Origin of the sequence: Dyadobacter psychrophilus (assembly GCF_900167945.1) — a bacterium.
GTDB classification, from domain to species: domain Bacteria; phylum Bacteroidota; class Bacteroidia; order Cytophagales; family Spirosomataceae; genus Dyadobacter; species Dyadobacter psychrophilus.
On the sequence record NZ_FUZA01000003.1, the window covers coordinates 41,649 to 53,754 of the forward strand.

The following is a 12,106-nucleotide window of genomic DNA, read 5'->3' on the forward strand; positions in this document are numbered from 1 at the left end:
TACAGTTTTAGCATGAAGAGATCGTACATTGTTATAATTGCTTTAATAACTTTTTCGCTTTTTTTCTCCTTTCGGCAGTTCGAACAACAGGCAGCCGAGAATAGGGTTATATCCAATAAAAGCTTCGGACCGGGTGAAAGAGTGGAATATAGAGTGCATTACGGCTTTATTAATGCTGCGGAAGCAAAGGTTGAAGTCGGTAAATCGGTGTCGATGATTAACAACCGACCGTGTTTTAGGGTCAATGTCTCTGGCCGTACAGTGGGCGCATTTGACCTCATTTCACGCGTGCGGGACACATGGCGCTCCTATATCGACACAACGGCAATCCTGCCACATATGTTTGAGCGTCAGATCCAGGAAAACAAATATCGCAAGGAGGAACGCGTGATGTTTAACCATAACCGGGACCAGGCCGTGTCGAGCATTAAGGACGAGACGAAGACATTTAATGTTCCCAACAACATTCATGACATTATCAGTGGCTATTTCTATTTGAGGACAATAAATTTTGATAGAGTGTCAGAAGGCGATGTCATTGAAGTTCCTACTTTTTTTGATGGAGAAGTCTATAAGCTGCGCGTTCGTTATGTTGGGAAAGATGTGATCAAAACCAAATTCGGAAAAACAAAAGTCCTCAGAATCAACCCGCTAATCCCAGACAACAAGTTTTTCAAGGGCGAGGGCGCAATGAAACTATGGGTTTCAGACGACTCTAATAAAATCCCCTTAAAAGCAGAAGTCGAGCTGAAAATCGGCTCTTTGGAAATGGACCTGAAATCTTACAAAGGACTTAAAAAAGACCTTGTATGGTTCTGAAAAACCGTTTTCGCCAATTCTGAATCTGCTTAAACGGAAACCAGAGGCCGTTCTGGCTTATCGCATAAAATAACACCGGCTTGCTTCCAAAACTTTTGTAAAACCCCGCTATTGAATCTACTTCCGGGCTTTCAAAATCGAAGATTAATGACTTGCCATTACAATTCCTGAAATATTGATCCAGCATTAATGTTCGTGCATTGCCTGTCCTTCCCTGTCGATCGGCCGCATTGAAGAGATAGATAGCTCTTCCCGCAAATTCCACAACGAGTATCCCCGCATGAATTTGCCCATTATATAAGGCATAATAAATTTCCCCTTGCCTCCTGGCCCGCAATGAATTGAAAAGTGCTTTAAGACGAATAAACGCCGTCGGATTTACACCTCCCGGAATGCGTTCGGTTTGATTCTCCGCAAATAATGTGATCAACGGGTCAATGTCTGCGCTCGCTTGAATCTGCCAGTTTAGTGCCTTACCACGTTGCAAATTACGCTTCCTATCCCTGGAATAATCTGCATTCATTTCCGCATAATCGCCTCGAATTTGTAACCAGTGCGTATGTTTTTCAAAGAATTGAAAATCAGATTTTACCGAAGCAAATTCTGACATTCTAACCGAGTTCTCCGGATTAAAGTGGTAAGCCGATATGTAAGAGAATTCCCATGACAAAAAGCGGATGAAGGATTCCAATTCAAACGCAGAAAGCGGCTTCAAGGAAAACAAGCCCAGATATTGGCAAAAAAGCGGTTGATAAATGACCTTAAAGCCCATTTTTCGCTGCATAGGAAGCGGCATGACGATTTCAGGATGCTCAATGGATGGCCAAACCAGCGCTTTCCAACTTTCACAAACAATGTCCAGGTAAAAAGTCTGGGCATAGATCACACATTGAAGCGACTTGCAAATATGTTCATTCCAGGATGCGTCACAGATTTGTGCGCGTTCGACGAGTATTGGCGTCATTTGTACGTTTTTCAGGTTTGAAAAAATTATTATTTCAAACCGTTTAGACGCCAAATGTTATTTAAAGTAACTGCGAAGTTTTTGTAAAGTTTCTTCCACGTCGGGCGTTTCGTCCATGAGCAGGTTAATGCTCTGGATCGAGTGGATTACCGTGCTGTGATCACGGCCACCGAAATGGTATCCGATGGATTTTAGGGGAAGATCGGTGTATTCTTTTGCTAAAAACATGGCCAGCTGACGCGGATAAACCACTTCTTTTTTGCGGCTCTTGCTTTTTAAATCGGCAATTGTAACCTGGAAAAAATCGGCGATAACCTCCTGAATTGTATCAATGGTCACCTCCTTATCCTCATTCATTACAATGTTCCGCAATGTATTCTTGGCCAATTCCACATCAATTTCCCGCCTGGTCAATGAAGCCTGAGCCATAAGCGAAACGATAACGCCTTCCAGCTCACGCACATTGGAATTCACGCTATGCGCAATGTATTCGATCACATCATAGTCAATGGAAATGCCTTCTGACTGGATCTTTTTCTGAATAATAGCAATACGCGTCTCAAAATCAGGCGTTTGCAAATCCGCAGTCAAGCCCCATTTAAACCGCGACAAAAGCCTGTCCTGCAACCCCTGCAGCTCGCGCGGCGGGCGATCACTGGTCATAATGATCTGCTTACCCAGCTGATGCAGATGATTAAAAATATGGAAAAATGTGTCCTGCGTCTTTTCCTTACCAGACAAAAACTGGACATCATCGATCGCCAGCACATCCACCTTCATGTAAAAATCAGTGAAATCCTGCAGCGTGTTGTTTTTGATGGAGTTGATAAACTGATTGGTAAACTTTTCGGAGGAAACATAAAGCACCAGCTTATTTTCAAAGTGGTTCATAATGTAATTCCCGATCGCCTGCACAAGGTGCGTTTTGCCCAGCCCTACCCCACCATACATCATCAGCGGGTTGAACGACGTGAGTCCCGGGCGCTGGGCCACGGCGAACCCTGCGGAGCGCGCCAGACGGTTACAATCGCCTTCAATAAAATTATCAAATGAGTAATTGGGATTCAGGTAAGTGTCCAGGTTCATGGAATCCTGATCTTTGTCCCTATGATTGGAACCTAACCTTGGATCCGTAACGAAATTGTCCGGCTTAGAGTAGTTTGTCGATTTTGGCGTGGAAACGTTCATCGTAAGCGGCTGATGCTTGTCGTTGCCCTTATCAACAATAATAGAATATTCCAATAAACCATCCCTGCCAATGGCGTAATCCAACGCTTTCCTTAAAAGATTGACATAATTATCTTCCAGCCATTCGTAGAAAAACTGGCTTGGAACCTGGATTGTAAGCACTTTACCGTAAAGTTTCAAAGGCCGTATTGGTTCAAACCACGTCTTAAAACTCTGATCAGGAATGTGCTGCTGAATAACTCTCAGGCAGGCATCCCAGATCTGGTCTACTTCTCTATGTGTGCTAACTCTTTCCAATGTATAATTTGCGGAATTCAGAATGTCATAATTTAAAAGGACGGCAAAGATATAAAAATACCTGATCTCTGCAGATTAAAACCAACGTTCAATTTAATACCAATGCAGGCTATCTGCAAACCCACAAAATAAAATCGGTGAATTAATGTCTTAGGTTTGCGGGAGGGGTGCTTTGTGCCAGAAACTGAAAAAGTAACTTCAAATTTGTAGCTTTGTTTACCAGCAAAAAATGCTCACTTCCAACTTATCCCGTTCAAAATGTCTGCCCGTTTATTTTCAGATTTCAGCCCTTCCGGTAAAGATGCCTGGGAAAAACAGGCTGAAAAAGAGTTGAAAGGAAGGCTCAAAACCTTATCTGACTGGACAATTGGAGCCGATTTGCATTTAGCTCCGTATCTGACGAATTCCGAAATCGATCCCGAAAAAATGGCAGCGATGCAGGCTTGTCAGAAAAAGTCACCTGGCTGGCAAAACGTTCCGGTGGTAAAGTTCTCGGAACCGCGGAAGACAAATGTCGGCATGAAGCATGCATTGGAAAACGGGGCTGATGCGATTCTTCTGGACTTGGGAAGTGCTGATGTCGCACATTGCGAATTCCCCAAATTACTACACGGAATCCGGTTAAGTGACACGGCAATTTACTTTCAAACGGCCGAAAATACTGCGGATGTTTTCAAGGAAATATCCAAAAATGCAGGTTACTATCTCAAAGGCGGCATTGCATCCGACCCGATCGCCGAGTGGATGCGCACTGGAAAACATTTCATTGATAACATTAACGCTATTGTTTCTGTATTAGACCAAACCCGCAATATGCGCGAGTTTCGCGTTTATATGGTTGATGGTCAACTGTTTCATAACAATGGCGCCTCGCCTGTTCAGGAATTAGCCATGATGATCTCTGGGATTGTTAATTATGTCGATCTGCTTACGGATAAAGAAATTTCTCCATTGACCGCCTTTAACCGGACAATGTTTTCCCTTTCGGTCGGTCCCGAATTTTTTGCGGAGATCGCGAAATTGAGGGCATTTCGCTTTTTATTAAGCAAAATTTCAGACGCATATCAATTGCCTCGGGCACTATGTAAGCCTTTTTTACAAGTGCAGACTTCTTCATTTTATAATGCGAATGTGGCTCCTAACACAAACATGATCCGCGGATCGTCCGAAGCTATGAGCGCGGTGATGGGCGGTTGCAACGCGTTAACCGTGAGGCCTTTCGATCATCCGTTTAGGGAACCAAATGACTTTTCTGAGCGCATTGCCCGCAATGTGTCATCCATTCTGGCCCATGAAAGCGCGTTAGCGTATGTTGCAGATCCGGCAGCAGGCTCGTATACGCTCGAAAAAATGTCGTTGGATATGGCGGATAAAGCGTGGGAATTGTTTTTGGACATGGAAGCAAAGGGCGGTTTTATCAAATGTTTTGAAACGGGTTTTATTCAAAACGCATTGAAGGCATCACTTGCTCAAAAAGCCAAAGACTTGGGTGAAGACAAGGTTATGATAGGCGTTAACAAGTTCATCGAGGATGCTGATTCCAGCTTTTTCGATGAAAAAGATCTTCATTCCAGTTCGTACAATTTAGCGGACAAAAACCTGTCGCAATGCTTTAAGGCATCCACACTAACAGCTAGTAAGCCATGAAACCGGATTTTAAGAACATTACGGCAGTAAAAACCGGCGATGCTTCACAGGAAGAAGAGAAAGCCGGCAAAGTGGCGTTTACCTCCGAGGGGATTAAACTGAAACCATTTTATAAGCCGAATGACCTCGAAGGAGCTGAACATCTGGAATTCGGCGCGGGCATTCCTCCTTTCCTGCGCGGGCCTTATGCCAGCATGTATCTGGAAAGGCCCTGGACTATCCGCCAATATGCTGGTTTTTCGACGGCTGGTGATTCCAACGCGTTTTATAAACGAAACCTCGCGGCTGGCCAGAAAGGGCTTTCTGTCGCATTTGATCTAGCCACACATCGTGGATATGACTCCGATCACCCTCGTGTAACCGGCGATGTTGGGAAAGCCGGTGTTGCAATTGACTCAGTGGAAGACATGAAGATGCTTTTTGACCAAATTCCTTTGGATCAAATGTCTGTTTCCATGACTATGAATGGCGCGGTGATTCCCATTATGGCATTTTTCGTCGTGGCTGCCGAAGAACAAGGCATATCACCCGAAATGCTCTCCGGAACAATCCAGAATGACATTTTGAAGGAATTCATGGTGCGGAACACCTATATATACCCGCCCGCGGCTTCCATGCGCATTGTAGGCGATATTTTTGCATACACCTCACGTTTCATGCCCAGGTTTAACTCCATCAGCATTAGCGGCTATCACATGCATGAGGCAGGCGCACCGGCACAGATTGAGCTCGCTTACACGCTCGCGGACGGACTTGAATACATTCGCACAGGTTTAGAAGCGGGCATCGGAATTGATGACTTTGCGCCCAGGCTTTCTTTTTTCTGGGGCATCGGGATGAACCATTTTATGGAAATCGCCAAAATGCGGGCCGGAAGATTGCTTTGGTCGAAAATTGTGAATCAATTCAATCCTAAGAATGAGAAATCATTAGCATTAAGGACACATTGCCAAACGAGCGGTTATAGTCTCACAGAACAGGATCCTTATAATAATGTCGCCCGCACGACCATCGAAGCCATGGCTGCTGTAATGGGGCATACCCAGTCGCTTCATACCAACTCGCTTGACGAGGCCATGGCGCTCCCAACAGACTTTTCCGCCCGCATTGCCCGAAATACGCAGCTTTTCATTCAATATGAAACTGATCTCTGCAAGGCGGTTGATCCGTGGGGTGGTTCCTATTATGTGGAATATCTAACAAAAGAGCTCACAGAAAAAGCCTGGCAACTCATCGAGGAAGTGGAAAAGCTTGGTGGCATGACCAAGGCCATTGAAACCGGGCTCCCTAAGATGCGCATTGAAGAAGCCGCTGCGAAAAAGCAGGCGCGCATTGATTCGGGAAAAGACATTATTGTGGGTGTTAATAAATTCAAAACGGACAGCAAAGACACATTTGATATTCTCCAAATTGATAATGAGGCAGTTCGCTTATCGCAGATCGCATCTTTGGAAAAAATAAGGAGGGAACGCGATTCCATTGCAGTTACAAATGCACTGAACAACATTACAGCCGCTTGCCAGCAAAAAGGCGGCAAGGATATGACTGCCAATTTGCTGGCGCTGGCCATTGAGGCAGCACGTAAAAGAGCTACATTAGGAGAAATTTCGGATGCGATGGAAAAGGAATTCGGACGTTATAAATCTACCATTCGTTCTGTTTCAGGGGTTTATCAGGCAGAAGCTTCTGATGACGAAAATTTTCGTACAGCATTGGAGCTGTCGGACCGGTTTGCGGAAATGGAAGGCAGAAGGGCGAGAATACTGGTTGCTAAAATGGGCCAGGACGGACATGATCGTGGCGCGAAAGTAATTGCAACCAGTTTCGCGGACCTTGGTTTCGATGTGGACATTGGTCCGCTTTTTCAAACGCCGCAGGAAGTTGCGCGTCAAGCTGCCGAGAATGATGTGCACGTTATTGGTGCGTCCAGTCTTGCGGCAGGGCACAAAACGCTCATTCCTGAACTCATAGCGGAGTTGAAAAACATCGGTCGGGCTGATATTATGGTGATTGCCGGGGGTGTTATTCCTGCCCAGGATTACGAGTTTCTTTACAATGCTGGTGTAAAAGGAATTTTTGGCCCGGGAACCATTATTTCCATCGCCGCCCAAAAGATTTTGAAAGAACTAATGCAGCCGTAAGCCGGGCCTTACTTGATACGCCCAAAAACCAGGGAAGTGCAGTTTCCGCCAAAGCCGAAAGAATTGGAAAGCGCGTAATTCAATTTTTTGTCAGAAACAAGTGCAGCAACAGGCCGTGCGCTATGCGTGCTCATCGGCGTTTCTACATGTAAACTGGCAAAGATCTCATCGTGGACAATACTCAAAATACTGAAAATTGCCTCCACCGCTCCCGCAGCGCCCAACGTATGACCCGTATAAGATTTTGTAGAATTAAAAGGCGGTATTTTATAAAATAACCGGCTCATCCCGAACAGCTCAACCTCATCATTATTAGGCGTGCCGGTTCCGTGTGCATTAATATAATCAATGCGATCGAAGCTGATGCCTGATGATTCAACGGCTTCCCGCATGGAACGAATTGCCCCTGTTGCCTCGTCCGACATAGCAGACGGGTGATGTGCATCATTTGCATTACCATAACCTGCCACTTCTGCGTAGACCTTTTTTTCACCAACAACGTCTTCCGCTTCCAGCACGAGATAGGCAGCCGCTTCGCCAAGATTGAGGCCATCGCGGTTTTCATCAAAAGGCTTGCAAGCTTTGGAAGAGAGAATTTTTAGCGAATTAAAACCATTAACCGTGTATTTGGCTAAACTGTCAACGCCACCCACAATCACGCGTTTGGCCCTTCCCGACCTGATAAGCCGGGCGCCCATTAAAATGGCATTGGCAGAAGAAGAACAAGCGGTGTTAATGGTGTCAGAAAAACCCCTGATCTTATAATTTTCCAGCAATTTAATTGTGTGGGCAGCGCAACTGTAAGCTTCCAGATATTCCGAGCCGCTCGTTTTCAGATTAGCGTCCTCGTAGAGTTGATCTGTGAGGCACATTCCACCCACGGTTGTTGCGGAAATTAATGCCGTGTCGAATGAAGAAATTTGTTCCTGTGAGAGCTTTGCATCTTCGATCGCTTCGGCAAATGCTTTGCTGGCAAGCAGATCGGTTCGGGTATAACCCCTGCTGTCTTGTAAATTCAACAAAGCTATCAAGCGCTCGTTGCTGCATTCACATTCACCAAAAGGCAATAACGCAGCATAACGCGACTCAAAATGGGTAGCATTTGAAATGCCTGTTTTTCCCTGTCGCAAACTGGCGTGATTTTCCGAAAGATTTTCACCAATGGCAGAAATTATGCCCATTCCGGTCACCAGCACCCGTCTCATTTTCAGGCCGTTTTTGTATTTGCCAAAATATATTCAGCCATATGGTTCACATCGACGAGGATTTTCCGTCCTTCGGCCGGATTGGTTATTTTAATACCATATTCTCTCTCGAGAAGCACGACCAGCTCCAGCGAATCGATCGAATCCAATCCCAGGTCACCGCCAAAAAGCGGTTCGTCATCCTTAATATCTTGTGGATTAATGTCTAACAAATTCAAATACTGGACTATCTGACCTTTGATAATGGGTTTTAAGCTTTCTATGTCCATAATTACTGGTGATCGCCTGTGATCTGGCTTATTTACTTTTATAATTGAGGTGCCAGAAGCATTAAGCCGGAAGGTTTAATATTTTTCTGAATTCAAACTTAAATAATTCTTTCCATCCTTAGCTTAAAATATGTACCAAGTTGACAAATCAGGATAAATATCCCCAGGAAAGCGAAGACATTTTTCAGTTCCTGCCAGCTGCCGCCTTTGAGAAAAAGAATGTAGAAACCTTCCAGGCACCAATGCAATGGCGAAAAGTTGCTGACAAACTGCATAAAGCCAGGCATAACAAACGTCGGCACCAGGATCCCGCCAATCGCGCCAAAAATAATGATTGAAATAGCACCAAAACCATTGGCTTGCTGCTCCGTGCGGGCATAAGCGCCGATCATTAAAGCGTAACTTACGGCCGCCATACTGCTGATCAGGATCACGCACCCGAATGCGAAAAGATTCGAAGGGATTGTCAGTTTGGGCAACCCTAGTTCCGGCAGGATCCAGATGCCCATTGAGAAAGTGAGCGCCACCTGAAAAACCGCAACAATGACGTAAATCGCCATTTTACTAAACATTACGAGCATAAATGTCGTCGGCATGGTTTTCAGACGAAGAAAACTGCCATTGACGCGCTCCTTCACAATGTTGCTTCCCAATGACACAACCATGAAAAACATGGCGAAAATGGTCCAGGCGGGCACATTATGCTGTGTAGAGTTAGGAATAGCGGTGGAATTATTATTACTGGCCACGATCTGGTTGATCTTCACGCGGTTCGAGATCATTTTATCTTTTAGTTTTTCAGATTGTCCGCCGAGATCCATCGTGGCGTACATTCTGTCGATCATCAGCGAATTCTCGATCACGCTCATGTAGGACTGGATAATGCCCATGACCGAATAACTGTAATTTTCCTGCAACACCGGATCATTATAAAAAGAGAGCGTGGGCATGGACACCTTTCTTGTGCTGACGGAATCACGTTCCAGCCCCAGGTCATCGATGAGAATGTTGCTGACATCGCTCGCATTGCTTTCCAAGCCTGCGGAAAATGTTTGGGGAATGTAAAGGCCGATTAACTTACCGCGCGATAGTAATTCCGATTTGAGTGATTTTTCGGGAACAGCGTCTTGCGAATCAATTTTGAAAAGCCCCGATTTGGTCAGCAGCGCAACAAGCTTCTCGCCTTCCTCGCCTGCGTCGTGATTGACAACTAACAATGGGATCTGATTTTCATTGACCATTTTATAGGCGCTATCCTGAATGATCGTAATGATAAAAACGAGCAAAAGCGGCATCAGAAACATCAAAGCCAAGCCCACCTTATCATTAATAAGGAGCAAATATTCTTTGCGTAATGATGAAAAAATCTTGAACATATTAATCTCTATACTCCTCCCCTGTCAGTTTGATAAATAACGATTGCAGATTAGAAACCTCGTGCTCGTTTCTCAGGGCAGTAAGATCACCCTTTGCAATAACCCTACCATGATCAATGAGCGCAATGTGTTTGCAGAATTCTTCTGCTTCTGACATGTGGTGGGAAGTGTAGATAATGGTTGTGCCGGTGCTATTAATTTCGCGTAAATAACGGATAATGGCGTTGCGGCTCTGCACATCGACCCCAACAGTCGGCTCGTCGAGAAACAAGATGTCCGGTTCGTGGATAATGCCAATGGCGAGGTTCACCCTCCGCTTCATCCCGCCCGAAAATGATCCGACTTTTTTATCCGCAAACTTGCTAAGTCCTAATATTTCCAGCAAATGCTCGCGCCGTGTTTCAAGATCAATTTTAGCCAGATTATACATGGCTCCAAAATAATCGAGGTTCTGACGCGGCGTGAGTTCCTGATAAAAAGCATATTCCTGGGGCACAAAGCCAATGCGGCTTTTACGTTCCTGCCCGGAAACAGGTTGATTTTCGTGGTAAAAGTTGATCGTCCCGGAAGATTGTGGGATAATGCCGCAAAGAATAGAGATCAATGTCGTTTTTCCCGCTCCATTGGGCCCTAGCAGCCCGAAGATGTCAGACATTGCAATGTTCAGGGAGACGTCGGTGAGGCTGTTTTCCTGCGCAGATTTGTATTTTTTAGAAACATTTTGGATTTCAATGCAAACCGGTCCGGTCATATTATCGTGCTCAATTACCAAGATTCAGCCGTGACAGCTTTTGAAACGCTTCTTTTTCTACGGCTCTGATGTCTATCAGCATATCAGCAATTTCATCAAAATCCTTCTGCTCGGTAAGGCGACCTTTGTAAACACCCGCCATTTTTATTGCGCTTGCACGCCACATATCGCCTGCCTTTGTGAAGTCCTCTGAAATAACAGACAACCGCTCATCCTGCATGTAAGCCGACGCTTCTTCCAGAAAAGCGCCATACAGGAAACGAAAACCGCCTCCTCCTGTGCCTATTTCTTCCTGCATCCGCACAATCTGGCCCAAATAAAGACTTGCTTTTTTCAATCCCAATTTGTCGCGCCATTTACGAATGTGGCCGGCTGTGTGCCTGATGCCGTCTACACCAGCGAAATTGCCTGGAATTTTGAGCATATCTCGGACATTTCGGCGGATTCCCTTTACAATTCCTTTACGGATCACATCATCTGTGACCGGTTTTACCCGCTCAGGAAAATAAATGTGTCCTTTTGGCGCCAGCGGGCCCTGTGCAAAACGCACGCGGCTCAAATCCGACTTTGACAATGTCGTAACGTCTTCCATCACCGGATCGCTGATCAGGTAATTGCTATCTTCCTGTCCGAAAACGATCAGGTTATGTGCGTTGAAATGAAAACGATATTCTTTTGGAAAATAAGTCAAGTGAAAAACGCCCACCTGGCAGCCAACCGGCACGCCTTCCCGGACTTTATGATCTAAAAACGCTTCGGCTGCGGCAACATTAGAGAACTTTTTTCTGGTAACATCCACACCCAGCGACTTGCAAGTCCGCTTGAAAATAGCGCCCGGCATCGTCCTAAATGAGATAGCCGGCCCATTATTTACTGTTAAAAAAGGAATTTGTATATAAAAAAGCCCCGAACCCATTCCGAAGGCAAGCGGTTCGGTCATGAAATCCATGCCGTGATAGCGCAATAATGCCGTAGTTACCCCATTCTCACAATGCGCCGTCTGAACATGGCGAAATTCATCCGTTTGGCTATCAATATTCACTGGATCAACCTTTAAAATTTTTCAATTCGTGCAATGTAACGTCGAATGCGGCGGCATATTTCTCCAATTTGCGATCGCTTAATCCTTTAAAAACAGAAGGCTTTAAATGTCTTTTGATAAAAAAGGGAAAGAATCCGGTGTAACCCGAAAGGACCGGCAGATCCATTAATCTGAGTTCCATAAAATAGTGGATCGGGCTTTTTTCTCCGCCTGCAACCGCTTTTCTGGCCTCTTCAATTCGCTCGTTCACATCATCCCAGGCGCTGTCCAAAGCCTGCTTTTTTACCTCCCAACCTCTGCTCAAAGCAGTTTCGTACTTGCCCTCCGCATTTTTGACATAACACACTTCCCGCGTAAATTTGTCCAGTGCGCCGGGGTCTTGTGGAAGGTCTTCCTTTTTCATAGGT

The 12,106-nt window shown here is 45.3% G+C and carries 11 protein-coding genes; 3 read left to right on the forward strand and 8 right to left on the reverse strand.

The window, feature by feature from the left end:
• Positions 1 to 12: 12 nt before the first annotated feature.
• Complete coding sequence (locus B5X68_RS14005) at positions 13 to 819, forward strand: DUF3108 domain-containing protein (protein WP_082215391.1); 807 nt, start codon at positions 13 to 15, stop codon at positions 817 to 819.
• Here the strand turns inward: B5X68_RS14005 and B5X68_RS14010 are convergent.
• Both B5X68_RS14010 and dnaA read right to left on the reverse strand, forming a co-directional pair.
• Entirely contained in the window at positions 794 to 1,783 is a 990-nt protein-coding gene (locus B5X68_RS14010) for a GNAT family N-acetyltransferase (RefSeq protein ID WP_082215392.1), read from the reverse strand. The two genes, B5X68_RS14005 and B5X68_RS14010, sit on opposite strands and share 26 nt — an antisense overlap.
• Before the next feature lie 57 nt (positions 1,784 to 1,840).
• Entirely contained in the window at positions 1,841 to 3,268 is a 1,428-nt protein-coding gene (dnaA, locus tag B5X68_RS14015) for a chromosomal replication initiator protein DnaA (protein WP_082215393.1), read from the reverse strand.
• A gap of 258 nt (positions 3,269 to 3,526) precedes the next feature.
• Here dnaA and B5X68_RS14020 point away from each other — a divergent pair, with 258 nt between their 5' ends.
• Positions 3,527 to 4,915, forward strand: a complete 1,389-nt coding sequence (locus B5X68_RS14020) for a methylmalonyl-CoA mutase family protein (RefSeq protein WP_082215394.1) — start codon at positions 3,527 to 3,529, stop codon at positions 4,913 to 4,915.
• On the forward strand, positions 4,912 to 7,056 hold the full coding sequence (gene scpA / locus B5X68_RS14025) for a methylmalonyl-CoA mutase (protein WP_082215395.1): 2,145 nt from the start codon (positions 4,912 to 4,914) through the stop codon (positions 7,054 to 7,056). The genes B5X68_RS14020 and scpA overlap by 4 nt, the downstream gene beginning before the upstream one ends.
• 8 nt (positions 7,057 to 7,064) lie before the next feature.
• Here scpA and B5X68_RS14030 read toward each other — a convergent pair whose 3' ends face one another.
• The 6 genes from B5X68_RS14030 to DarG form a co-directional block, all read right to left on the reverse strand.
• Positions 7,065 to 8,261: a beta-ketoacyl-[acyl-carrier-protein] synthase family protein gene (locus B5X68_RS14030; RefSeq protein WP_082215396.1), complete on the reverse strand. Its 1,197-nt coding sequence runs from the start codon at positions 8,259 to 8,261 to the stop codon at positions 7,065 to 7,067.
• Between the two features lie 2 nt (positions 8,262 to 8,263).
• Positions 8,264 to 8,530 carry a phosphopantetheine-binding protein gene (locus B5X68_RS14035; protein WP_082215397.1) on the reverse strand — a complete coding sequence of 89 codons (267 nt, stop codon included), beginning with the start codon at positions 8,528 to 8,530 and terminating at the stop codon, positions 8,264 to 8,266.
• Between the two features lie 98 nt (positions 8,531 to 8,628).
• Positions 8,629 to 9,906, reverse strand: a complete 1,278-nt coding sequence (locus tag B5X68_RS14040) for an ABC transporter permease (protein WP_082215398.1) — start codon at positions 9,904 to 9,906, stop codon at positions 8,629 to 8,631.
• 1 nt (position 9,907) lies between these two features.
• Positions 9,908 to 10,657 carry an ABC transporter ATP-binding protein gene (locus B5X68_RS14045; RefSeq protein WP_082215399.1) on the reverse strand — a complete coding sequence of 250 codons (750 nt, stop codon included), beginning with the start codon at positions 10,655 to 10,657 and terminating at the stop codon, positions 9,908 to 9,910.
• A 10-nt stretch (positions 10,658 to 10,667) separates the two neighbouring features.
• Positions 10,668 to 11,699 carry a BtrH-related acyltransferase DarH gene (gene darH / locus B5X68_RS14050; RefSeq protein WP_082215400.1) on the reverse strand — a complete coding sequence of 344 codons (1,032 nt, stop codon included), beginning with the start codon at positions 11,697 to 11,699 and terminating at the stop codon, positions 10,668 to 10,670.
• A 4-nt stretch (positions 11,700 to 11,703) separates the two neighbouring features.
• On the reverse strand, positions 11,704 to 12,102 hold the full coding sequence (gene DarG, locus B5X68_RS14055; RefSeq protein ID WP_082215401.1) for a flexirubin biosynthesis protein DarG: 399 nt from the start codon (positions 12,100 to 12,102) through the stop codon (positions 11,704 to 11,706).
• Between the last annotated feature and the right edge of the window lie 4 nt (positions 12,103 to 12,106).

Bases quoted from the DNA above. Each gene is read 5' to 3' on its own strand.
- B5X68_RS14040 (WP_082215398.1), bottom strand. From the start codon at position 9,906: ATGTTCAAGATTTTTTCATCATTACGCAAAGAATATTTGCTCCTTATT.
- B5X68_RS14010 (WP_082215392.1), bottom strand. From the start codon at position 1,783: ATGACGCCAATACTCGTCGAACGCGCACAAATCTGTGACGCATCCTGG.
- B5X68_RS14045 (WP_082215399.1), bottom strand. From the start codon at position 10,657: ATGACCGGACCGGTTTGCATTGAAATCCAAAATGTTTCTAAAAAATAC.
- B5X68_RS14035 (WP_082215397.1), bottom strand. From the start codon at position 8,530: ATGGACATAGAAAGCTTAAAACCCATTATCAAAGGTCAGATAGTCCAG.
- DarG (WP_082215401.1), bottom strand. From the start codon at position 12,102: ATGAAAAAGGAAGACCTTCCACAAGACCCCGGCGCACTGGACAAATTT.
- B5X68_RS14005 (WP_082215391.1), top strand. From the start codon at position 13: ATGAAGAGATCGTACATTGTTATAATTGCTTTAATAACTTTTTCGCTT.
- scpA (WP_082215395.1), top strand. From the start codon at position 4,912: ATGAAACCGGATTTTAAGAACATTACGGCAGTAAAAACCGGCGATGCT.
- B5X68_RS14030 (WP_082215396.1), bottom strand. From the start codon at position 8,261: ATGAGACGGGTGCTGGTGACCGGAATGGGCATAATTTCTGCCATTGGT.
- B5X68_RS14020 (WP_082215394.1), top strand. From the start codon at position 3,527: ATGTCTGCCCGTTTATTTTCAGATTTCAGCCCTTCCGGTAAAGATGCC.